This is a genomic window from Microvirga lenta (assembly GCF_020532555.1).
Taxonomy (GTDB): domain Bacteria; phylum Pseudomonadota; class Alphaproteobacteria; order Rhizobiales; family Beijerinckiaceae; genus Microvirga; species Microvirga lenta.
In genome coordinates this window covers 173,224-195,356 of sequence record NZ_JAJBBR010000009.1, presented here as the reverse complement: position 1 = coordinate 195,356, position 22,133 = coordinate 173,224, and the positions used below count along the sequence as shown (strand labels likewise).

Below are 22,133 nucleotides of genomic sequence, written 5' to 3'. Positions count from 1 at the left end.
TAGTCTCCAACAGTGAACACCTGAGCCCAACGGCCAGGGTCGGGGTTCGTTCCTTCGCCGGTACGGCTAAGTTGAGGCTCCGCCTTTCGAGCCAAGTCTATCCCTCAAATGATGACGAGCGCTTCTTGCGATTACTTGCCCCGGCGATGCCAACGTCGGAGCTGCTGTCCCAAGGCTTATGGGCGGACCGGAAAAACCCGCATCACCAAGGTGTTGTCGCGGCGGGAGGAGCCCACGGCAACAGCTCTGGAGGAACAGGACCCGGGACATTCCCCTGCGGCCACCCTTCTCAAAACTAGGCGGAAGCCAAGAAGACCTATGAAGATCCAAGCAAAACAACAATTGTTAATTCTCTGCCGGTAGAACAGGGAAAACACTAATTGCTGCGGGGCTCCAGTGTTACGCCAGGTTTATTCGACCACCCGTCCCGGGTGGCGTTCTCCCACAAGGATTCTACTGCCGGTCGGCCTCGTCACGCTGGTTGCAATCGTTCTGGCCGCCTTCTCCCTGTTCTGGGCCGTGCGCCAGAGCAACGACGTTTCCGTCGAGCGGCAGATCCGCACGACGGAGCGCAGCATTCAGGCCGTCGTCAGCGAGCTGGCGCAACAGCAGGAGATGGTGGCGGTCTGGGACGATGCGGTGGAGAAGCTTCGCGAACCGCAGCTCGATTTCGACTGGCTGGATGCCAATATGGGCATCTGGCTGCATCGCACCTTCGGCCAGGATCAGGTCTATATCCTGAACGAGCGGAATGAGCCGGTCGACGCGATGATCGGCGGGGAGCGCGTTCCCGTCAGCGAGTTCGGTCTCATTCGCCCCAGCCTGAACAGCTTTATCCGCGACATTCGCCAAACCGCGGATGAGCATGGAGGGCACGGTCACGAGCGAGCGGGCAGCTCCTATCTCACGACGGGCAAAGCGGTCCACGACGCTCACGTGATTCAGCTGCTCGGGCGCCCCGCCGCCGTGAGCGTGATGAAGATCGTGAGGGAATCGGATGACATTCCGCAGGAACCCGGCACCGAGCCTCTCCTCGTCAGCGTCCGCTTTCTCGACGACACGTTTCCCAAGCAGCTGGCCGAACGCAACCTGATCGAGGGCCTGCACTTTTCGTCCTCCAACCTGCCCCGGCCCGGCGAGGTCTCCGTTCCGCTCAAATCCGACTACGGCGATACCATCGGGTACTTCATCTGGAAGCCGGAATTGCCCGGCTCGAAGATCCTGAAGGTGATCGGGCCCAGCACCGCGCTCGTCTGCGCCCTCATGATCGTCGTGATGGGCTGGCTCGTCCGCTCGCTGCGTTCCTCCATGGCGCGGCTGGAATCCACGGTGGTCGAGCTTCGCGCGAGCGAGGCCCATGCCCAGCACCTCGCCTTCCACGATGTGCTGACCGGGCTGCCCAACCGGGCCCTGTTCGACGATCGCCTCGACCGGGCCCTGTCCCGCAGCGCCGGCGGCGAGAAATCCGCTCTCCTGATGCTCGATCTCGACCGCTTCAAGAACGTCAACGACACCCTCGGGCATCAGGCCGGCGACAACCTCATTCGCGAGCTCGCCGGCAGGTTGTCCGGTTTGGTCCGCACCCACGACACGGTGGCCCGCCTCGGCGGCGACGAGTTCGCCATCCTCCTGTTCGACATCGGCGGCAGAACCGATGTCGAGGTCCTGTGCTCACGCATCTTCGATGCGGTCCATCAGCCCTTCGACCTGCTCGGCAGCCAGGCCTTCGTGGGCGTCAGCATCGGAATCGTCATGATGCCGGACGAGGGCGTCGACCGCATCGACCTGCTCCGGAAAGCCGACATCGCGCTTTATCATGCCAAGAACGACGGGCGGGGCTGCCATCGCTATTTCGAACTCTGCATGGACGAGGACGTGAAGCGGCGTGCCACGATCGAGGAGGAACTGCGCGAGGCGCTGGAGACCGGCGATTCCCTGAAGGTCCATTATCAGCCCCAGGTGGCTGCCGCCGGCCGGCCGGTGATCGGTCTCGAGGCGCTGATCCGGTGGCAGCACCCGACGCGGGGGCTGATCGCGCCGGATCAGTTCCTGCCCATCGCGGAGGATACGGGGCTGATCGTCCCTCTGGGGGACATGGTGCTGCGGCACGTCTGCGCGACCTCCAAGCGCTGGCCCAACCTGTTCATCGCCATCAACCTGTCCCCCGCCCAGTTCCGCTCCAACGGATTTGCGGAACGCATCGTGAAGATCGTCCGCGAGTGCGGGGCCGACCCGCGGAAGATCGAGCTGGAAGTGACCGAAAACGTGCTGCTGGGGGACAAGCTGACCCGCGATGCGCTCCGGAAGCTGCGCAGCTCCGGCTTTCGGATCGCGCTCGACGATTTCGGAAGTGGGCATTCGAGCCTGAGCTATCTGCGCCGCTACGAGGTCGACAAGATCAAGATCGACCGTTCCTTCGTGCAGCATCTGGGCCACACCGCCGACGCGGACTCGGCCGCCATCATCAAGGCCATTACGACCCTCGGCCAGACGATCGGCCTGACCGTGACGGCCGAGGGCGTGGAGACGGAGGACCAGAGGCGGTTCCTGGAAACCACGGGATGCATGGAGCTGCAGGGCCACCTGTTCGCCAAGGCCCTGCCGGAGGACAGGATCGCGGGCCTGATGGCGAGCGACATGCGCGCCCGTCCATCCGCGAGGACGTGACCGGCCGGATGAAGCGGCCGTCAAAGGCAACAGGGAGAGGCCGGAGGCCCGCCCTGCGCCGCTGACCCGATCTATCTTTCTGCCTACGAAAGCCTGCTGCCGGCCTGCGCGGCCCGCTCGGCCTCCATGAGAACCTCCAGGGCCCTCCAGGGCTTCGGCATGAAGCGGACATCGCGGGGCATGTCCTCGGACGTGTCCGCCAGAGGCTGCCCGGAGGTGAGAACCGTCCTGACCCAGGGCCATTTCAGGCGCACCGTGCGCGCCAGGTCCACGCCGTTCATCAGGCAAGGCAGGCGGACATCGGCGAACAGGAATGCGACGTCTTCCGCATGGTGGCGCAGATAATCCAGGGCCTCCTCGGCGCTGGACGCTTCGGTGACCTGAAGATCGGTCTCCTCGAGAAGGGCGGCCGCCAGTTCGCGAACCTCGACGTCGTCCTCGACGATCAACGCAACGCGTGCGGGTTTGATACTACGTCCCATTCCGCAACTCTCCTCTTTCCGGTGGGGGATTGCTGGACCGGTCACAGCGCTGCAGCACTTCGAGAAGGCGCTCGGGAACCGGTTCGTTGAGAAGATCGTCATACATGGCGCGCAGGCGCGACCCGATCATGCCGGAAAGCACCGGGTCGGTGATGTCGAGAACTGCAATGCGCTCGCTGTCCGGCTCTGAGCCGTTATGGCTTCTGACAGTCATCGGAAGGTCCCAGTCGCGAGACCTCAAACGGCCCACGTCGTTACAAATGTGTCGTTATTGAACGGGACCCCAGGAGCTGAGTTTCAGCTTGGCCGCAGATAAATTGGTTTTTCATGTGGGAGTTGCCGGAACTTTCAGTTAAACTCCAGCTTGTCGGCAACGGGGTTTTCACGGACTTTCAGCGGTGTTCAAGGAGCAGCAACTTCGTCAGGAACTTCGAAACCTGGAGCAGCGCATGTCGCTCCTGGACCGTCAGTTGGCCGATGCCATGCACCGCATCCAGCACAGCAAGTCAGCCGACCTCGTCGAGCAGGCGGCACAGGACGAGAAGGCCTATCTCGCGCAGCTCGACCGGCTGATGACGCGGATGAGGGCCATCGAAGGACAGCTGCTTCAGATGGACAAGCAGGCGACCCGGCACTGAACGCCTTCCCTCGCAGGCGGAAATCCCGGACCGGAACGTCAGAACACGGGATCGGGGGCCGCCTCGTCGCAGACCTGCGTATCCGTGACGACCATATTCCCGTACGGATCGACGCCCCGCCGCGCCACGCCTCGGCACTCCTCGCTTCCGAAGCCCCTGTCCGTGTCCGCATAGACACGGCGCTCGTAGACCCGCTCGGCTTCGTAGCCGGGGCCGAACTGATACTCGCCATAGGACACATCGGCGGTGGCGGTGCACCCGCCGAGGGCGCCGGCTGTCAGGACAAGAGCGATGGGAACGACGCGAACGCAACGAGACATCATGAAGTTCTTCTCCTCGATCCGGACGGACCGCCCTGCCGGGCTCCTGGAAAATCGGTCCCGACGATTGAACGGCCCGTGAACGGCTGAAATGAGGCCGTCTCCCCTGATCGTCAGGTGCGATTTGGCACCTCGCGAACGGCTCGGCGGGTCCAATCTCCCCCCATTCTTTTAGTGATCCTGTCTGGAGGAACGAACAATGAGTCCTCTTCGCTTTCATCGCGTTCCGGATATTTCGGAGAGCACCGACCTGAACCGGTGCCGTTTTCCCTTCATCCCCGCCCTGATCGGCACTCTGGCCGCCATGAACGTCGCATCCGTGGTCCTGACGCTGATCGAGTGACGCGTTTCCCCGTTCGGCGCCGCAGCCGCCGGAGGCCGGGTTTCGAGCCCGGCCCCGACGGCTCGGCTCGTCCTAGTCCCAGCTCAGCGCGCCGCCGTTCTGGTATTCGATCACCCGGGTCTCGAAGAAGTTCTTCTCCTTCTTGAGGTCCATCGCCTCGGACATCCACGGGAACGGGTTCTCCGTTTCCGGGAAGACGGGCGCGAGCCCGAGCTGCGCGCAGCGGCGGTTGGCGATGAAGTGCATGTACTGCTCGCACGAGGCCGCGTTGAGCCCCAGGAAGCCGCGGGGCATGGTGTCCCGCCCGTAGGCCGCCTCGAGCTCGGCCGCCTCGCGCAGCATGGTGCGCACCTCCTCCTGGAAGGCGCTCGTCCAGACATGCGGGTTCTCCGCCTTGATCTGGTTGATCACGTCGATGCCGAAGTTGAGGTGGATGGATTCGTCGCGCAGGATGTACTGGTACTGCTCGGCGATGCCGACCATCTTGTTGCGCCGGCCGAGCGACAGGATCTGCGCGAAGCCCGTGTAGAACCACATTCCCTCGAACACCACGTAGAAGGCGATGAGATCGCGCACGAAGGCGCGGTCGGCCTCCGGCGTGCCGGTCTGGAACGACGGATCCGCGAGGCTCTGCGTGTAGTTGAGCGCCCAGGCCGCCTTGTCGGTGATCGAAGGCACCTCCCGGTACATGTTGAAGAGCTCGCCTTCGTCGAGGCCGAGGCTTTCCACGATGTACTGGAAGGTGTGCGTGTGCACCGCCTCCTCGAAGGCCTGCCGCAGCAGGTATTGCCGGCATTCCGGGTTGGTGAGGTGGCGGTAGATCGCCAGCACGATGTTGTTGGCGACGAGGGATTCGGACGCCGCGAAGAAGCCGAGATTGCGCTTCACCGCCCGCCGCTCGTCCTCGGTGAGCCCGTCCCGCGACTTCCACAGGGCGATATCCGCCTGCATGGACACCTCGGTCGGCATCCAGTGATTGTTGCAGCCGGCGAGATATTTCTCCCACGCCCAGCGGTACTTGAAGGGCAGGAGCTGGTTCACGTCGGCGCGGCAGTTGATCATCGCCTTGTCGTCGACGCTCACGCGCCCGCCGCCGCGGTCGATTTCTCCGAGGCCGGTGGCATCGGCGGGCGTGAGGTTCCGGCCGGTCAGGATCGGCGAGGTGCGGCCGGAGGTTGGTTCGGACCAATCGAGCATTGTTGTCGTCCTTCGATACGCGGGAGTTACTGGCAGGCTTCGCAGGTGGGATCGTCGATGGAGCAGGCCATCGGCGCGGCAGCCGGAACCTCGATCGGCCGGGGTGCGGATGCGAGCGGCGCGACCGAGACCGCGTTGAGCTTTCCGTCCGTGCCCTTGAGGGTGGATTTCTCCACATGCGTCGCGCCCATGGAGCGCAGGTAATAGGTGGTCTTGAGGCCGCGCTTCCAGGCCAGCCGGTAGAGCGCGTCGAGCTTCCGGCCGCTCGGATTGGCGATGTAGAGGTTGAGCGACTGCGCCTGGTCGATCCATTTCTGGCGCCGCGCCGCCGCCTCGATCAGCCAGGACGAGTCGATCTCGAAGGCCGTGGCATAGAGTGCCTTCAGGTCGTCCGGAACCCGGTCGATGTTCCCCAGGCTGCCGTCGAAATACTTGAGGTCGCTGATCATGACCTCGTCCCACAGCCCGCGCGCCTTGAGGTCGCGCACGAGGGCCGGGTTCACCACCGTGAAGTCGCCGGACATGTTCGCCTTCACGTAGAGGTTCCGGTAGGCGGGCTCGATGGATTGCGCCACGCCGCAGATGTTGGAGATCGTCGCGGTCGGCGCGATGGCCATGACGTTGGAGTTGCGCATTCCCACGCTGCGCACCCGTTCGCGCAGGGCGCTCCAGTCGAGGGTCGAGGAGCGGTCGAGATCGAGCCCGTCCCGGGCCTCGGCGAGGAGCTCCACCGAGTCGATGGGGAGAATCCCCCTGCTCCAGAGCGAGCCGTCGAAGGTGGGATAGCGCCCGCGCTCGGCAGCGAGATCGGACGAGGCCGAGATCGCGTAATAGCTGATCGCCTCCATGCTTGTATCGGCGAAGCGCACCGCCTCGTTGGACGCGATGGCGATGCGCAGATGCTGGAGCGCATCCTGGAAGCCCATGAGGCCCAGGCCCACCGGCCGGTGGCGCAGGTTGGAGCGGCGCGCCTCGGGGATCGTGTAGAAGTTGATGTCGATCACGTTGTCGAGCATCCGCACCGCGGTGCGGACCGTGCGCTCCAGCCGCGGCAGGTCGAGGCCGTTCTCGCCGAGATGATTGGCGAGGTTGACGGAGCCGAGATTGCACACGGCCACCTCGTCGTCGGAGGTGTTGAGGGTGATTTCCGTGCAGAGGTTGGACGAGTGGACGACGCCCGCATGGCCCTGGGGCGAGCGGATGTTGCACGGGTCCTTGAATGTGATCCAGGGATGCCCGGTCTCGAACAGCATGGTCAGCATGCGTCGCCAGAGATCGGCCGCGCGCAGGCGCTTGAACACCTTGATCTCGCCGCGCTCGGCCTTCGCCTCGTAGGCCTCGTAGGCCGCCGCGAAAGCGGGGCCGTAGAGATCGTGCAGATCCGGCGCCTCGTCCGGCGAGAACAGGGTCCATTCGCCGTTGGCCTCCACCCGCTGCATGAACAGGTCCGGCACCCAGTTGGCCGTGTTCATGTCGTGGGTGCGGCGACGGTCGTCGCCGGTGTTCTTGCGAAGGTCGAGGAACTCCTCGATGTCGATGTGCCAGGTTTCCAGATAGGCGCAGACCGCACCCTTTCGCTTACCGCCCTGGTTCACCGCAATCGCGGTGTCGTTCGCCACCTTCAGGAACGGCACCACGCCTTGCGACTCGCCGTTGGTGCCCTTGATGTGGGCGCCCAGGCCCCGCACGCGGGTCCAGTCGTTGCCGAGGCCGCCGGAATACTTGGCGAGCAGCGCGTTGTCCTTGACCGACTTGAAGATGCCGTCGAGATCGTCGGGCACGCTCGTCAGGAAGCAGGACGAAAGCTGCGGACGCAGCGTGCCGGAATTGAACAGGGTCGGCGTGGAGCACATGAAGTCGAATGTCGAGAGCAGGTCGTAGAACTCGATCGCCCTCGCCTCCCGGTCGATCTCGCGAAGCGCCAGCCCCATGGCGACGCGCATGAAGAAAGCCTGCGGCAGCTCGAAGCGGATCCCCTTCGTCTGCAGGAAATAGCGGTCGTAGAGGGTCTGCAGCCCCAGGAACTGGAAGTTCAAGTCCCGCTCCGGCTTCAGGGCCGCGCCGAGACGCGCGAGGTCGAAGCGCGCCAGCTCGGGATCGAGCAGCTGGACCTCGATGCCCTTGCTGACGAAGGCCGCGAAATACTCGCCGTAGCGCTCGCCCATCTCGGTCTGCCGGGCCTGCTCGGCGCGGCCATGGACGAAGCTCAGGGCCTCCCGGCGCAGCATGTCGAGGAGGAGGCGCGCGCTCACCTGGCTGTAATTGGGCTCGGTCTCGATCAGGGTGCGCGCCGCGAGGATCGGCGCCAGGGCGAGTTCGTCGATGGCGATGCCGTCATAGAGATTGCGCTGGGTCTCCGCCAGGATGCGCTCTGCCGACACGTCGGCGAGGCCGGCGCAGGCCTCCTCCACCACGCGGGTCAGGCGCGCGGCGTCGAGGGGGACGAGCTGCCCGTCCTCGGTCTTGACGCGCAGGCTCGTCTGCACGGACGGCGCGGCCTGCACCTCCGTGGCGCGGGCCTTCGCCCGTTCTTCCCGGTAGAGCACATAGGCGCGGGCGACCTTGTGGTGCTCGCCGCGCATGAGGGCCAGTTCCACCTGGTCCTGGACCTCCTCGATGTGGAAGGCACGACCGTGATCGCCCCGGCGGACGAGGGCGTCGACGATCTGCCGGGTCAGCCCCTCCACGATCTCGTGGATGCGCCGGGACGCGGCGGCGGAACTGCCTTCGACGGCCAGGAACGCCTTGGTCAGGGCGACGGCGATCTTGGACGGATCGAATGGCGTCACGGCGCCGTTGCGGCGGATGACCCGGTAGCCGGGCTCGGCGCTCACAGCCGCATGGGCGGCCGATGTGACGGGCAGCGGCGACCCGGCGACGGTTTCGGAATGAAGAAGAGACATCGGCAAACCCCATGTTGTTGGGGGCTTGGGCCGAGGAACGCGCAGGCCTGAGGAACGGCGGACGAAACCCGCCACGACAGGTGAGCGATCCAACGGGGCACCCCGCCCGAGGAACGTGATCGACTGTCGAATGCAGGTCTCCTGGCTCGCGGATCATCGCCTTCGCCAGCCTTCCCAGTGACCTTGATCACCAGTGGCGTGTTCGACGAAGGCTCGCCGCTTACAGTTGCGGGGGCAGCATCGGCCTTGCCTGACGGCGCACCGATTTCCCTCTTCGCTTCGGATAGCGAATCCGAAGACATTCGACAGCTACATATGGTGGGGAGAGGCCTCTGCGCGTCAATAGATTGTGGAGCTTGTCCACCACGCAATCGGCAGCATCGTTAACGGGTCGTTCTCAGACGAGGAGGCCGCGCATGGGCCAAAGCGCGGCCGTTCCAGGAGCGGAGAGCCGTTCCGGTGCTTCAATGCGGAACCGTGGATCCGCCGTTCAATCGCCGAACAGGAACGGATCGTCGTCCGTGCACCGATAGACCGGGCATTGCGGCGTGTCCTGGGCAGGCACCCAGGCGGCCTCGATGAACTCGTTGATCTGGCAGAAGCTGCGGTCGCGGACGTAGCGGTCGTAGGTGTTGGCACCGGTGCTCAGCACCACGGCGCCGCTCGCGAAGACGGTCTGCTGGATCTGGCCGCACGGCATGCGCGGCGTGAAGGGCCGTGGCTGCGCCTGGACTGCGCTTGCGGATGCCATCACGGCCAGGGCGAGGACGAACTTCTTCATGGTGATCCCAAATCGGATGATGCAAAACGTCAGGCATGTGCCTGTTATGCCAACGCATCAGCCCCCGCTTTGTTACGGACCTCCTCCGTCAGAGCATCGCCTGCAGCCTGTGGGCCATTTCCACGGCGGCGGCGTAGTCCGTCTTGCCGGAACCGAGCACGGGAATGCCGGCGACGAGGATCGACTTCGGCACCCACAATTCGGGAAAACCCTGCTCCCTGGCGTGGGCGAGGAGCGCGTCCCGGTCCGCATCCGGCTTGTCCGTGATCAGGACGATCTGCTCGCCCTTGCGGGGATCCGGCAGGGCGACGACCACGTGGTTGCAATCGGGCCAGAGCCTCTGGGTCATCGCCTCGATGGCCGCGAGCGAGATCATCTCGCCGCCGATCTTCGCGAAGCGCTTGGCCCGGCCGCGGATGGTGACCAGCCCGTCGTCGAGGGTCACGATGTCGCCCGTATCGTGCCAGCCCTCCGGAGGCGGAGCGACGCCGCCCGGCGCCTGCGGATCGAGATAGCCCTTCATGACGTTGGGGCCGCGCACATGGAGACGTCCGCCCTCGTGAATGCCCTCGACGGGATCGAGACGCCATTCGATGCCCGGCAGGATGGGACCGGCCGATCCCGGGCGGTTCCGGTCGGGCAGGCTCACGGCGATGACCGGCGAGCATTCGGTGGCGCCGTAGCCCTCTAGGATCACGGTGCCGTGGCGGCTCCAGAGCCTGCGCGTCTCCTCCTTCACGCGCTCGGCGCCCGCGATCACGTAGCGGACGGTCGCGAGATCGTTCTCGCCGGCGGCGCGGGCATAGCCCTGCAGGAAGGTGTCGGTGGCGAGCATGATCGTGGCCCGCGTTCCCGCCACGAGCTTCGGGATCTGCCGGTAATGGAGCGGGCTCGGATAGAGCACCGACTTCATGCCGTTGAGGATCGCCGTCAGCAGCCCGGCCGTCAGGCCGAAGGAATGGAAGATCGGCAGCGGGTTGAAGAACACGTCGTCCGGCGTCAGCACGTTGCCCGCATGGGCCTTCACCTGGTAGGCGTTGGCGACGAGATTGGCGTTCGACAGCACGACGCCCTTCGGCTTGCCCTCCGATCCGGACGTGAAGAGCAGGACCCCGGCATCGTCGGGAGAAAGCCCCGTCTTGGCGTGAACCCGACGCGCCATCCAGGAATCCACGAGACCGCGCAGCTTGTCGAAGCTCGTGATGGTCGCGCGCACATCCTCCAGCCAGACGATCCGCCGCCCCTCTTCGAGAGCGGAGACCACGTCGTCGAGCTTTCCCTGCTCGACGAAGCGTCGCGACGTCACGATGGTGCCGACCTCGGCCACCTCGCAGGCCGCCTTCAGGTTGACGGTGCCCGCCGTGAAGTTCAGGAAGGCGGGCACCCGGCCGAAGGCATTGAGGGCGAACAGGGTGACCGCGATGCCCTGCACGTTGGGCAGGAGCACGCCGACATGCTCGCGCGGGGCGGTGAGGCCCGCGAGCTTGCGCCCGAGCACCAGCGAGGCCAGCACGAGGCGGCCGAAGCTGATGGGCTGGCGCTCCAGGTCCTCGAGCGCGATCTTGTTGCGCCCGAACCGGTCTCGCGCATCGAGGAGCGCGCCGAACAGGGTCTTCCGGGTCGATGAGAGATCGAAATCAGCCACGGCGCCCGCTCCCAGATTTGGTTATCCCGCCGAGCCTTCCCGGATCGGCGCCTGGTAGGCAAGGCCCATATCCCAGGGGAAGTAGATCCAGGTATCCTGGCTCACTTCCGTGACGAAGGTGTCGATCAGCGGCCGTCCGGCGGGCTTGGCGTATACGGCGGCGAAATGGGCGCCGGGGAGCATGTCGCGCACGATCCGGGCGGTCTTGCCGGTATCGGTGAGGTCGTCGATCACCAGCACGCCCTTGCCGGCGCCGTCGCCGAGCGCCTTGACCGAAGGAGCGATGTCCTTGAGCACCTGGAGTTCGCCCTGGTTCTTGTAGTCGTGGTAGCTGGCGATGCAGACGCTTTCGATCAGCCGCACGTCGAGCTCGCGCGCCACGATGGCGGCGGGCACGAGGCCGCCGCGCGTGATGCACACGATGGCCTCGAAGGGCCCGGCCGAGGCCAGGCGCCAGGCGAGCGCCCGGCAATCGCGGTGGAACTGATCCCAGGAGACAGGGAAGGCTTTCGGTGAGGTCGGGGACATCGGCTTGCTCTTCTCGGGCGTTTGGCTCTGTTGAACTCTCAAAGGGGCGCCCGGTCGCCTTTCAGGCGACGGAGCAGGTCGTTGACGGCCAGGGTGGCGTTCGCGACGGCGGCCGGGTCCTTGCCCCGCACCACGATCTGGTTGCGAAAACCGCCGGCGGAAAAGGACGGATAGGATCCGATCGACACGCCCTCGTGCGACGATGCGACGGCGGCGAGGCCCTCCGCGTAGTTGCCTTCGGCGAGGCCCTCCGCGTCGATGGTCTCGGCGATCATGCGGGCGCCCGTCTGGAGGGTCGGAGAGATGTTGTCGAGCATGGCCTGCATGATCGACGGCACCCCGGCCATGACGAACACGTTGCCGAGCCGGAAGCCGGGGGCCCGGGAGATCGGGTTCTCGATGAGGTCGGCCCCATGCGGGATCCGGGCCATGCGCAGGCGGGCCTCGTTCAGCTCGTCGGGCTGGTAGCGCTCGCGCAGCATGGCGACGGCCCGGGGGTCGTGGTCGATGCCCACCCCGAAGGCCTTGGCGATGCAATCGGCCGTGATGTCGTCATGGGTGGGGCCGATGCCGCCGGTGGTGAACAGGTAGGTGTAGCGCTGCCGCAGGGCGTTGACCGCGCCCACGATCTCCTCCTCCACGTCCGGCACGATCCGGACCTCGCGCAGGTCGATGCCGATCCCGGTGAGGTACTCGGCGATATAGCCGATGTTCTTGTCCTTGGTGCGCCCGGTCAGGATCTCGTCGCCAATGACGAGAAGGGCGGCGGTAACGGAAGCGGCCATGCGGAACGATCCTTTTGAGGGCCTTTAGCGCCGGATGCGGCAATTCTCAAGCAAGCCTTCGGTTGAAGCCGGGGCTTCTCCCCTGCTACGGAGCCCCCTTTCCTTTCAATGACGGATCCCGATGCGTTTTCAAGAACCCCTGCTCGAAGGCCGCCTCATCGAGCGCTACAAGCGCTTCCTCGCCGATGTCGTCCTTGCCAGCGGCGAGCAGGTGACGGCCCATTGCGCCAATCCCGGGGCGATGATGGGGCTGAAGGAGCCGGGCAGCCGCGTCTTCCTGTCCCGGGCCCACAACCCCGCCCGCAAGCTCAAGTACAATTGGGAGTTCGTCGAGGTTCCGGCCGGCGGCGGGCCGGAGCAACTCATCGGCATCAACACCTCCCGCCCCAACCTCCTGGTGGCCGAAGCCCTGCGGGACGGACGGCTCGCCCCTTTCGCCGGCTATGACAGCGTGCGGCCGGAGGTGAAGTACGGCCGCAACAGCCGGGTCGACTTCCTGCTGGAGAAGGACGGTGAGCCGCCCTGCTATCTGGAGGTGAAGAACTGCCATCTCATGCGCGAGGCGGGCTTCGCCGAATTCCCGGATTGCGTCGCGGCCCGCAGCGCCAAGCACCTCTACGAGCTGGCCGACATGGCCGCTTCGGGAGCCCGGGCGGCCCTGGTCTACGTGATCCAGATGGACGCGGAGCGCTTCGACGTGGCCCGCGACATCGACCCGACCTACGACAAGGCCTTCCGCCATGCCCTCGCGGCGGGGGTCGAATCCTATGCCTATGTCTGCCGGATCAGCACAGAGGAGGTGGTCATCGACCGGCCGATCCCCATCGTGACGCCGCGCTGACCCTCGGCCGACCTCGCCCGCCGGGAGGGCCTCAGGCCTTTTCGTAGACCAGGTTGAGCCGCGTCTGGAGGATCAGCCTGTAGCCGTGGCCTTCCAGGAGCTTCGGCAGGTCGATCTGCCACTGGTCCCTTCCGTCCTCGATCACGATGAGGGAGGGATGGAGCGAGGCCGGGGCGTCGCGGAAGAAGGGATCGAGGATCAGGTCCTCGGCGCCCTCCACGTCGATCTTGACCGCGTCCACGCGATCGAAGTTCTCCCGCCGCAGGAGGTCGAGGAGCGTCACGGCCGGGACGCGCACCGCGTTCGACTGGCTCGAACCCACGATCTTGACGCTGGATTCGCCCTTGTTCCGGGGGTCGAGGAACAGGGTCAGCTCCCCGGTCTTGTCGGCCACGGCGCAGGCGATGGCCTTGATGGTGCCGAAGGGGTTCTGGCGGATGTTGTAGGTCAGCCGGTCGAAGATCTCGGGCTGCGGCTCCAGGGCCAGGATCCGGGCCGAGCGCCCGGCCCGGGCCGCCACGAAGAGTGCGTAGCCCCCCACATTGGCGCCCACGTCCACGAAGGCGAAGCCCTCCTTGATCCGGGTCTCGAGCAGGGCGAGCTCCTGGGGATCGAAGAACTGCGGGGTGAACAGAATGCGCTTCTCGCAGACGTTGTTGTAGGGATAAAGCCGCATCCGGGCGCCCAGGGTCTCCACGTCCAGGGGCGCGCCCCTCAGGGACCGGACCGCGAGGCGGCGCAGGAGAAAGGCGAGGCGGCGGGCGGCCCAGCCGCCGGACAGGGCGCGGGTGCGCTCGATGGCCCAGCGGGTGAAGCCCGAGGGCGCATAGGTGCCGAAGGGGCGAGGATCGTTCATTTCCCGTAACCTGACGCCGGACGACCGGCTGGATTGGGGCTGCTCATGACACCCTTGCGGCCCAATCGCAAGCCGGCCCCATCGTCACCCGGTCCTGGTGCGGTCGCAGAACCCGTGCCGTTCGGCCCATGCCGCCACCCATGTCTTTGCTTGCGTCGCGCGCGCCAATCCCTACATTCGCCTTAACTCAAGGATCGACGATGACTGACACCGACGTGATGGAACGCAAGCGGGCCTCCGAGATCCCGCTTCATGGCCCGGAGGCGTTCGAGGCCATGCGGCGGGTGGGCCGCATGACCGCCGAATGCCTCGACCTGCTGGCCGAGCACGCCAAGCCCGGCGTGACCACGGACGCCCTCGACAGGCTGGCCTTCGAGTTCATCCGGGACAACGGCGCCTATCCGGCCTGCCTGCACTATCGCGGCTACACCAAGACCATCTGCACCTCGATCAACCATGTGGTCTGCCACGGCATTCCCAACGACAAGCCCCTGCGCGACGGCGACATCGTCAATATCGACGTGACCCTCATCCTCGACGGGTGGCACGGGGATTCGAGCCGCATGTACTATATCGGCGACGTGCCCCGCCGGGCGCAGCGCCTGTGCGAGATCACCTATGAGTGCCTGCTGCGCGGCATCGCGGTCGTGAAGCCGGGCGCCACCACCAACGACATCGGCGCCGCCATCCAGACCTACGCCGAAGCCGAGCGCTGCTCGGTGGTGCGCGACTTCTGCGGCCACGGCCTCGGCCGGGTCTTCCACGATTCGCCGACGATCCTCCATTACGTGGAGCCGGCCTATAACGTGGAGCTGAAGCCCGGCATGCTCTTCACCATCGAGCCGATGATCAATCTCGGCCGCCCCCAGGTGAAGGTGCTCTCCGACGGCTGGACCGCCGTGACTCGCGACCGGTCCCTCTCGGCCCAGTTCGAGCACACGGTGGGCGTGACCGAGACCGGCGTCGAGGTCTTCACCTTCTCGCCCAAGGGCTACGACAAGCCGCCGTTCAGCTTGGCTTGACCGGCAAGGGGCCATGGCTGACACGCCGTGGCCTTTTTCTTTACCAGAGGTGCCGGACCAGCAGCGTGTATGAGCGCACGAACGCCCATATGAAGCCGACGATTGCACTGAGGAACAGAGTATAAAAACCCACTGTGAGCGGATCGAAACTGTAAGTTACGAAAGTAAAAAGGAAGACGGCTACCATTCCGGCGAGATAGCCAATGGCGGCGCCAAAAACCGCACCCGCGAGACCGCCCAAGCTTGAGAGAAGCAGGAAGAGCAAGAGCTTCGCATAGTAAGCCGCATTCATTCAATTCCCTCTGTCACCTTGACATCCGGATCTACCCAGCCTCAAAAGCTACATTGTTTCAAAAACGTGGGCAATTGCGGTCTTTGCCCTTTGGCAACTGAAACCTTGTGAGCAACGGCGGGCATGAGCGACGACGGGTCTCCCCATTATCACGGCCATCGCGACCGGCTGCGCGCCCGGTTCCTGCAGGTCGGGGGCGATGCGCTGCCGGATTACGAACTTTTGGAACTGGTCCTGTTCCGGCTCATTCCCCGCCGGGACGTGAAGCCCATCGCCAAGGAGCTCTTAAAGCGATTCGGCACCTTCGCCGAGGTTCTGGCCGCCCCGCCCGCCCGGCTGATGGAGGTGGATGGGATCGGCGCGAATGTCGTGACCGACCTGAAGGTGATCGAGGCCGCCGCCCGTCGGCTGGTGAAGGGCGACGTGGCCAAGCGGCAGGTCCTGTCCTCCTGGACTTCGGTGATCGACTATTGCCGGGCCGCCATGGCCTTCATGGACAAGGAGCAGTTCCGGCTGCTCTTCCTCGACAAGCGCAACGGCCTCATCGCCGACGAGGTGCAGCAATCGGGCACGGTCGACCACACGCCGGTCTACCCCCGCGAGGTGGTGAAGCGCGCCCTCGAACTCTCCGCCTCGGCTTTGATCCTCGTCCACAACCACCCTTCCGGGGACCCGACCCCCTCGCCGGCCGACATCAAGATGACCCGCGAGATCATGGAGGTCGCCAAGCCCCTCGGCATCACCGTCCACGACCACATCATCGTCGGACGGGAGGGCCATGCGAGCCTGAAGGGCCTCAAGCTGATCTAGCGGCAGGCCCGGTAGGCGCCGTCGCGCAGCACGGGCGCGCAGGCGCTGATGCCCGATTCCAGGGCCATTTCAACATCGCTGCCGAAACCGCCGTCGATCAGTTCCCGGCCGGACATCGAAGCCCGGATCAGGCGCGGGAGGTCCGCTCCCACGGCGCGGTAGGCTGCCCGGGCGATCTCGGCTTCGGCCGAAAGCGAGCCGTCCAGATGATGGAGGATGGCGCCCGCGCCCAGCAGGTCCTCGACGGCCGGACGCAGGCTGCCGTCCGGCCAGAGTTCACCCGCCGGCACCACGCCGATGGCGCCCTCGCCCGCGACGATCCGAGCCGCCCGCGCGACGGCGGCGGCATTCCGCAGACAACCGGCCAGAACCGGCGTCCCGCCGCAGGATAGCGACAGGCGTGAGCCGTTGGGCGACGGGAGCATCAGGCGCATCCCGTCCGGAACCGTCGCAAGGCTGGCCGGCGACAGGCTGAACTGACCGCCCGCTGCGCGCCGGGGCCGGGCCAGCACCGCCCCGAGCCGTTCGGCCTCGCGCTGCGCGGCCTCCCGCTCGCCGTAGGGAAACGGATAGACCGTCGCCCCTTTCGAGACCGCAACGTCGACCGCAGTCGAAAAGGACAGGACATCCACGATCACCACGGCCGCCACCCGGCCGAGCAGGGCCTCGATCCCGGACAAGCCCCATTCGCAGAAGACGTATGTCATGCGTGGACGATGGATGAAGGCATTCGTGCCTCCGTTGAATGCTCAGAGCAGCGTGTCGATGCCCGACAGGATCGCGTAGACGAAGCCGAGGCTCAAGGTGAGGCCGACGCTGCCGATGACGAGGCCGCCCAGCACCACGAGGCCGTCGCGCTCCACGAGGCCCAGGCCCACGAGGCACACGGCGAGGCCGAGCGGGATCTGACCGACGAAGGGCGGCGCGAAGAGAAGGCCCAGCGCCAGGATCAGGATGACGGCTCCCATGAGGCGCATGGCGATGGGCGTGTCGAGAAAGGTCATGCGCGGGCGGGAGACGCGCTCGAGACGGCGGAACGCGGGCATGGCGCGGCCGACGGCCCGCTCCACGTCGGTCTGGGCGATGGAGCGGTTGAGAAGCGTGCTCGGCAGCCATGGCGTCGGACGGCCGAAGAGGATCTGGATCGCCACGAGGGCCAGCAGCAGGCCGCAGACCAGGGGGATCGGCGGCGGCATGGGAAGGCAATTCGGCAACCCGAGCAGAACCACCAGAAGGGCGAACGCCCGATCCTGGAGCACGGCCATGATGTCTCGGACCGTCAGACGCTCGCCCGGCTGGGATGCGAGCGCGGCCAGGATCTGGGAGGTACGCGCGTTGGAGAACAAGGAGCCCCGGCAAGTTCAAGGACGCTCAAGAGAGGCTTCTCTACCCGAGTTGCGTGCCGGGGCCAAGCCCGGCTTGGTGCCGCCGAGGGCCGCATACCCCTTAATGGAGCGTGAGTTCGCCCTCGACCGCCCGGAACTCCGCCGGCCTGATCAGGCGGGCGTGGGTCACCGTGACGGAATGAAGCGGTCCGGCCAGTTCCCGCTGCCAGAAATCCAGGAATTCCAGAAGGATCGGGAAGTCCGGGGCGAGATCGTAATCCTGCCAGATGTAGGTCTGCAGGAGCGCGGGGTGATCGGGCAGACGGTAGAGGATGTTGGCGGTGGTCAGCCCGTAGCCTTCGAGCTGACGGATGAAATCCTTCGATGCCATGCGGCCTCCTTCCAGCAGGCCGGACTGTCCCTCAGGGCCTCCGGCCGGACAATCGGGGCGAGGATCGCCCATGCTCAAGGTTAAGTCGCCAGCGTTGTCCCCAGTTCCCGCCCGCCGCCTGACCATGCTGACGGCACGCTCCCGGCAAGTAACGATGACCGTGAAGACTTTCCCGACGACTATTGAGAGTTTTCCTGGGTCACGGTATTGCGTTCGTCATTGGCTGGGTGGACGACAATGAAAAAGTATAGGGGCCTGTTCGGACGCTGGGTGCTTGCGGGCACCATGGTCATGGCGGTTTCCGCCTGTGCGGGTTCGGTCGACAACACGCCGATCAACGGCCCCATCGCGGCGGCCGCCGACCAGAGCGGCTGGCCCCTCGGCCCTGAGCAGTTCGGTTCGACCGTGGTCGGCGTCGCGTTCTCCGGCGGCGGCATGCGGGCCTCGGCCTTCTCCTACGGCGTCCTGAACGAACTCGACCGCTACGAGATGACGACGGAGCGCGGCCAGAACCGCCTGACGGACATGGTCGACCTCGTGACCGGCGTGTCCGGCGGCTCGGTGACGGCCGCGTATTTCGGCCTCAAGGGCCGCGAGGGGCTCCCGGATTTCCGCACCCGTTTCCTGGAGCGCAATGCCGAGCAGGGCTTCGACACGGAGGTCTCCCTGGGCAACGTCCTGCGCATCGTGGAGGACGGTGGCGTCAACGACCGCTCCAAATTCCCCCGCTGGCTCGACGACAACCTGTTCGACGGCGCCACCTACGCGGATCTCTTCGCCCGCGGGCGTCCCCTGGTCTGGATCGCCGCGTCCGACATCTACAGCCGCGTGCCCTTCGTGTTCGAGCCGATCACGTTCAACGTGCTGTGCAGCGACCTGAGCAAGGTGCGCCTGTCGGAGGCGGTCGCCGCATCGGCGGCCGTGCCGGGCCTCTTCATTCCGATGAACGTCGAGAATTTCGGCGCGACCTGCGGCGGCAAGGTCCCGCAATGGTACCAGCGCGGCATCGCCGACCCGACCGCCCCCGCGACCTTGAAGGCCAGCGCCGCCGCGGTGATGCGCTACCGCAGCGATCCGGAAAAATACCGCTACGTGAAGCTCCTCGACGGCGGCCTCACGGACAATTTCGGCATCCATTCGCTGGCCGTCGCCCGCACCAACCGGGACCGGCCCTACATGCCGATGACCGCCGAGCAGGCCGTGCGGGTCAAGCGCTTCCTGTTCCTCGTCGTCGATGCGGGCCGCGATCCGGCCGGCAACTGGCCCCGCAACCTCGCCTCCCCGTCCGGCTTCGAACTCGCCGGGGTCGTGACCGACGCGGCCATCGATTCCGGCGTCTACAAGGGCTACGACTACTTCACGACCATCATGCGCGACTGGCAGGACGACCTGCGGCGCTGGCGCTGCTCCCTGTCCAGCGCGGAGGTCGTGAAGCTGCGCGGCACGCTCGCCGGCTGGAACTGCGCCGACGTCACCTTCACCGTCGGCCGGGTCTCCTTCGAGGATGCGGGCCCCGAGCTCAAGGCGCGGCTCGACAAGGTCCCGACCCGGTTCAAGCTCGACCCGCAGACCCTCGACACCGTCATCAGCGCCGGCGAGACGGCCTTGCGCAACAATGCGATCTTCCGTTCATTTATCAGGAAGGGGCCGAGGCGGGCGCTGACCGCCTCGGTGGACACGGGCATGAGCAGAGCCGAGTAAGGGACCCGGCAGGGAGGATCACCGCGAATGCGCTTCGCCTTCGCCGGAATCGATTTCCTCGGAGACGTCTTCGAGGCTCTGCTGGCCAAGGGCTGGGAGCCGGTCAAACTCTTCAGCCGCCCCTGCGACGGCATCTACGATTTCAACGAGGTCACCATCGCCCGTGCCCGCAGCTACCGGGTGCCGATCCAGATGGCGCGGATCTCCCTGGCGGATCTGGCGAGCCTCAGGGCCATGCGCTGCCAGGCGCTGGTCGTGGCCGGATATCCCTGGCTCGTCAAAGGCTGGGAGCCGTATCTGCCCTATGCGCTGAACTTCCACCCCTCGCCCCTTCCGGTCGGGCGCGGCCCCTATCCGCTGTTCCAGGCGATCCTCGAGGACCGGGAGGAATGGGGCGTGACCGCTCATGTGCTGGAGCCGTCCTTCGATACGGGCGCCATCATCGCGCAGGAGCGGTTTCCCCTGTCCCCGCACGAGAACCACGACCTCCTCCTCGCCCGGTGCCAGATGGCGGCCAGGCGCATCGCCGGCTCCCTCGCGGAGGAGCTGCCCCGGCTCTGGGCGGAGGCGAAGCCGCAGGGCGAGGGCTCCTACTGGCCGCGCATGACCCAGGCCGAGCGCACCCTCGACTGGACGAAGAGCGTGCGCGAGGTCCTGCGGACGATGCGCACCTTCGGGTCCATCGAGACCTTCGCCAAGGTGGATTCCCGGTTCATCTACGTCTGGGAGGGCGGCGGCTGGGAGGAGCGGCACGGCTACAAGCCCGGCACCCTCGTCCACAGGCACCGGAGGCACCTGGTCGTCGCCGTGAGCGACGGGTTCGTCCAGCTCACCGGGTGGAGCCCCTACGCGCCCAAGGGGCAGCGCTCGGGCCGGGATTAAAGCTCGTGGTAGAGCCGGTTCTGATAGACCAGGGCCGGCTGCGTCTCCCCGATCCGGATGGCGACGATCTCGCCGATGATCACGTGGTGGGTGGCCACGATCCGCGCCTCGCTCAGACGGCAGTCGAAGGACACGAGGCTCGTGCCAAGGACGGGAGCGCCGGTCGCGAGGGTTTCCCAGCGCCCGCGGGAGAACCGGTCCTGGCCGTGAAGATCGGCCCGCCCCGCGAAGATGTCCGCGACCTCCCGGTCGGCGGCGCCCAGGGTGTTGACGCAGAAGACCCCGTTGGCGAGCAGCGACTGGCCGGAGCGGCCCTCGGTGTTGACGCAGACCAGCAGGGAGGCGGGACTGTCGGTGACGGGCGTGACCGCGGTCGCGGTAAAGCCCGCGCGGCCCGCGGGCCCGTCGGTCGTGACCACGTGCACGGCCGCGGCCACGTGGCTCATGCCCTCCCGGAAGAGGACGGAATCGAGGCCGGAGGCACCGGTGGCGGAGTCGGGGAAGGGCTGCTTTTTCAACATCTGGATCCGGACAAGCCTCTTCCACCCTTTTTGGCCGAGCACAAGGTCATAGGAGGCATATGGTCTTCGCTGCCTATTTTGAAAGCGGCCCCTGACGCTAGTTTGGACTCCGGGTCCATTCGTGGAACTGATAGGAAACTTAACAGAACGTTGTCGAACGGAATCCCGTTTGCTAGAGACACCTCACCTTAGGTCCGGCTTGGCCTCGACCACGCATCGTGCTTTGCTGGCCTTCACCAACAATGACCCCATCCAGAGGGGCAAGGGTAGGACATGGAAATCTTTGTGCAGCAGCTCATCAACGGGCTGACGCTGGGGTCGATCTACGGCCTCATCGCCATCGGTTACACGATGGTCTTCGGCATCATCGGCATGGTGAACTTCGCCCACGGCGACGTCTTCATGCTCTCCGCCTTCATCGCGCTCATCTTCTTCGTGATCCTGACCACCTGGCTCGGGATCTCGTCGGTGGTGCTGGCCCTGTTCATCGTGCTCCTCATCGCGATGGCGCTGACCTCGCTGTGGGGCTGGACCGTGGAACGGATCGCCTACCGGCCCCTGCGCGGCTCCTTCCGCCTGGCGCCGCTGATCTCGGCCATCGGCGTGTCGATCTTCCTGTCGAACTTCGTTCAGGTGGCCCAGGGCGCCCGTAACAAGCCGACGCCCCCCATGGTCGGCGAGGTGATCGTGCTGTTCCAGGGCGAGAGCGGCTACAACGTGGCCCTCTCCTACAAGCAGATCATCATCATGGTCTCGACGGCCGTTCTGCTGTCGATCTTCTGGTACATCGTGCAGAAGACCTCCCTCGGCCGGGCCCAGCGCGCCTGCGAGCAGGACCGCAAGATGGCGGCGCTGCTCGGCATCAACGTGGACCGGACGATCTCCCTCACCTTCGTCATCGGCGCCGCCCTCGCGGCCGTCGCCGGCACCATGTATCTGCTGTATTATGGCGTCGTGAGCTTCAGCGACGGCTTCGTTCCCGGCGTGAAGGCCTTCACCGCGGCGGTTCTGGGCGGCATCGGCTCCCTGCCGGGCGCGGTTCTCGGCGGCTTGATCATCGGTCTCATCGAGACCTTCTGGTCGGCCTATTTTTCGATCGAGTACAAGGACGTGGCGGCCTTCTCCATTCTGGCCATCGTCCTGATCTTCATGCCCTCCGGCATTCTCGGACGGCCTGAGGTCGAGAAGGTTTAAGGAGCCCGC

Annotated in this window: 24 protein-coding genes and 1 riboswitch; of the genes, 9 read left to right on the top strand and 15 right to left on the bottom strand. The window is 65.9% G+C overall.

The genetic code is table 11. From position 1 onward, the window contains the following. Positions 1-396: 396 nt before the first annotated feature. On the top strand, positions 397-2,667 hold the full coding sequence (locus LGR44_RS15680; protein WP_226741651.1) for a putative bifunctional diguanylate cyclase/phosphodiesterase: 2,271 nt from the start codon (positions 397-399) through the stop codon (positions 2,665-2,667). 83 nt (positions 2,668-2,750) lie between these two features. Here the strand turns inward: LGR44_RS15680 and LGR44_RS15675 are convergent, their stop codons facing one another. Beyond that, positions 2,751-3,149 carry a response regulator gene (locus tag LGR44_RS15675; protein ID WP_226741650.1) on the bottom strand — a complete coding sequence of 133 codons (399 nt, stop codon included), beginning with the start codon at positions 3,147-3,149 and terminating at the stop codon, positions 2,751-2,753. Next, positions 3,139-3,363, bottom strand: a complete 225-nt coding sequence (locus tag LGR44_RS15670) for a NepR family anti-sigma factor (RefSeq protein WP_226741649.1) — start codon at positions 3,361-3,363, stop codon at positions 3,139-3,141. Before LGR44_RS15670 ends, LGR44_RS15675 begins: the two co-directional genes overlap by 11 nt. Positions 3,364-3,598: 235 nt before the next feature. Here LGR44_RS15670 and LGR44_RS15665 point away from each other — a divergent pair, with 235 nt between their 5' ends. Continuing rightward, positions 3,599-3,787 carry a hypothetical protein gene (locus tag LGR44_RS15665; RefSeq protein WP_226741648.1) on the top strand — a complete coding sequence of 63 codons (189 nt, stop codon included), beginning with the start codon at positions 3,599-3,601 and terminating at the stop codon, positions 3,785-3,787. 38 nt (positions 3,788-3,825) lie between these two features. Here LGR44_RS15665 and LGR44_RS15660 read toward each other — a convergent pair whose 3' ends face one another. Then, a complete protein-coding gene (locus tag LGR44_RS15660; protein WP_226741647.1) occupies positions 3,826-4,110 on the bottom strand; it encodes a hypothetical protein in 285 nt (94 codons plus the stop codon). A gap of 196 nt (positions 4,111-4,306) precedes the next feature. On the opposite strand from LGR44_RS15660, the gene LGR44_RS15655 reads away from it, so the two are divergent. Further along, positions 4,307-4,450 carry a hypothetical protein gene (locus LGR44_RS15655; protein WP_226741646.1) on the top strand — a complete coding sequence of 48 codons (144 nt, stop codon included), beginning with the start codon at positions 4,307-4,309 and terminating at the stop codon, positions 4,448-4,450. 72 nt (positions 4,451-4,522) lie between these two features. Here LGR44_RS15655 and LGR44_RS15650 read toward each other — a convergent pair whose 3' ends face one another. The 6 genes from LGR44_RS15650 to LGR44_RS15625 all read right to left on the bottom strand — a co-directional run bounded on the left by LGR44_RS15650 (position 4,523) and on the right by LGR44_RS15625 (position 12,289). Further along, positions 4,523-5,647, bottom strand: a complete 1,125-nt coding sequence (locus LGR44_RS15650; RefSeq protein WP_226741645.1) for a ribonucleotide-diphosphate reductase subunit beta — start codon at positions 5,645-5,647, stop codon at positions 4,523-4,525. Between the two features lie 26 nt (positions 5,648-5,673). After that, positions 5,674-8,550, bottom strand: a complete 2,877-nt coding sequence (locus LGR44_RS15645; RefSeq protein WP_226741644.1) for a ribonucleoside-diphosphate reductase subunit alpha — start codon at positions 8,548-8,550, stop codon at positions 5,674-5,676. A gap of 114 nt (positions 8,551-8,664) precedes the next feature. Beyond that, a riboswitch (cobalamin riboswitch) is annotated at positions 8,665-8,869 on the bottom strand. Positions 8,870-9,040: 171 nt separating this feature from the next. Next, complete coding sequence (locus LGR44_RS15640; RefSeq protein WP_226741643.1) at positions 9,041-9,331, bottom strand: hypothetical protein; 291 nt, start codon at positions 9,329-9,331, stop codon at positions 9,041-9,043. 88 nt (positions 9,332-9,419) lie between these two features. After that, positions 9,420-10,976, bottom strand: coding sequence for an AMP-binding protein (locus LGR44_RS15635; protein WP_226741642.1), 1,557 nt, complete (start codon positions 10,974-10,976; stop codon positions 9,420-9,422). 21 nt (positions 10,977-10,997) lie between these two features. After that, positions 10,998-11,504: a xanthine phosphoribosyltransferase gene (gene gpt / locus LGR44_RS15630; protein WP_226741641.1), complete on the bottom strand. Its 507-nt coding sequence runs from the start codon at positions 11,502-11,504 to the stop codon at positions 10,998-11,000. A gap of 38 nt (positions 11,505-11,542) precedes the next feature. Beyond that, positions 11,543-12,289 (bottom strand): competence/damage-inducible protein A, encoded by a 747-nt coding sequence (locus tag LGR44_RS15625; RefSeq protein WP_226741640.1) that lies wholly within the window; start codon positions 12,287-12,289, stop codon positions 11,543-11,545. 121 nt (positions 12,290-12,410) lie between these two features. Here LGR44_RS15625 and sfsA point away from each other — a divergent pair, with 121 nt between their 5' ends. Further along, on the top strand, positions 12,411-13,130 hold the full coding sequence (gene sfsA / locus LGR44_RS15620) for a DNA/RNA nuclease SfsA (protein WP_226741639.1): 720 nt from the start codon (positions 12,411-12,413) through the stop codon (positions 13,128-13,130). Positions 13,131-13,161: 31 nt separating this feature from the next. On the opposite strand, the gene LGR44_RS15615 is transcribed toward sfsA, so the two are convergent. Next, on the bottom strand, positions 13,162-13,986 hold the full coding sequence (locus tag LGR44_RS15615; protein WP_226741638.1) for an FkbM family methyltransferase: 825 nt from the start codon (positions 13,984-13,986) through the stop codon (positions 13,162-13,164). A 200-nt stretch (positions 13,987-14,186) separates the two neighbouring features. Between LGR44_RS15615 and map the strand changes: the two genes are divergently transcribed. Further along, complete coding sequence (map, locus tag LGR44_RS15610; protein WP_226741637.1) at positions 14,187-15,008, top strand: type I methionyl aminopeptidase; 822 nt, start codon at positions 14,187-14,189, stop codon at positions 15,006-15,008. A gap of 40 nt (positions 15,009-15,048) precedes the next feature. On the opposite strand, the gene LGR44_RS15605 is transcribed toward map, so the two are convergent. Further along, a complete protein-coding gene (locus LGR44_RS15605; RefSeq protein WP_226741636.1) occupies positions 15,049-15,300 on the bottom strand; it encodes a hypothetical protein in 252 nt (83 codons plus the stop codon). 123 nt (positions 15,301-15,423) lie between these two features. Here LGR44_RS15605 and radC point away from each other — a divergent pair, with 123 nt between their 5' ends. Beyond that, positions 15,424-16,110, top strand: coding sequence for a RadC family protein (gene radC / locus LGR44_RS15600; RefSeq protein ID WP_226741635.1), 687 nt, complete (start codon positions 15,424-15,426; stop codon positions 16,108-16,110). Here radC and LGR44_RS15595 read toward each other — a convergent pair. From LGR44_RS15595 to LGR44_RS15585, 3 genes are all read right to left on the bottom strand, one after another. Continuing rightward, positions 16,107-16,817 carry a 2-phosphosulfolactate phosphatase gene (locus tag LGR44_RS15595; RefSeq protein WP_226741634.1) on the bottom strand — a complete coding sequence of 237 codons (711 nt, stop codon included), beginning with the start codon at positions 16,815-16,817 and terminating at the stop codon, positions 16,107-16,109. The two genes, radC and LGR44_RS15595, sit on opposite strands and share 4 nt — an antisense overlap. A gap of 42 nt (positions 16,818-16,859) precedes the next feature. Further along, on the bottom strand, positions 16,860-17,456 hold the full coding sequence (locus tag LGR44_RS15590; RefSeq protein WP_226741633.1) for an exopolysaccharide biosynthesis protein: 597 nt from the start codon (positions 17,454-17,456) through the stop codon (positions 16,860-16,862). A gap of 100 nt (positions 17,457-17,556) precedes the next feature. Continuing rightward, positions 17,557-17,826 (bottom strand): usg protein, encoded by a 270-nt coding sequence (locus LGR44_RS15585; RefSeq protein ID WP_226741632.1) that lies wholly within the window; start codon positions 17,824-17,826, stop codon positions 17,557-17,559. Between the two features lie 237 nt (positions 17,827-18,063). Between LGR44_RS15585 and LGR44_RS15580 the strand changes: the two genes are divergently transcribed. Both LGR44_RS15580 and LGR44_RS15575 read left to right on the top strand, forming a co-directional pair. Beyond that, entirely contained in the window at positions 18,064-19,527 is a 1,464-nt protein-coding gene (locus LGR44_RS15580; protein ID WP_226741631.1) for a patatin-like phospholipase family protein, read from the top strand. A gap of 27 nt (positions 19,528-19,554) precedes the next feature. Further along, the gene (locus LGR44_RS15575) at positions 19,555-20,409 is read left to right on the top strand and encodes a methionyl-tRNA formyltransferase (RefSeq protein WP_226741630.1); all 855 of its coding nucleotides are present in this window, start codon (positions 19,555-19,557) and stop codon (positions 20,407-20,409) included. Here the strand turns inward: LGR44_RS15575 and LGR44_RS15570 are convergent. After that, entirely contained in the window at positions 20,406-20,930 is a 525-nt protein-coding gene (locus LGR44_RS15570) for a flavin reductase family protein (RefSeq protein ID WP_226741629.1), read from the bottom strand. The genes LGR44_RS15575 and LGR44_RS15570 overlap by 4 nt on opposite strands. A gap of 273 nt (positions 20,931-21,203) precedes the next feature. On the opposite strand from LGR44_RS15570, the gene LGR44_RS15565 reads away from it, so the two are divergent. Then, positions 21,204-22,124: a branched-chain amino acid ABC transporter permease gene (locus LGR44_RS15565; RefSeq protein WP_226741628.1), complete on the top strand. Its 921-nt coding sequence runs from the start codon at positions 21,204-21,206 to the stop codon at positions 22,122-22,124. The last annotated feature ends 9 nt before the right edge of the window (positions 22,125-22,133 follow it).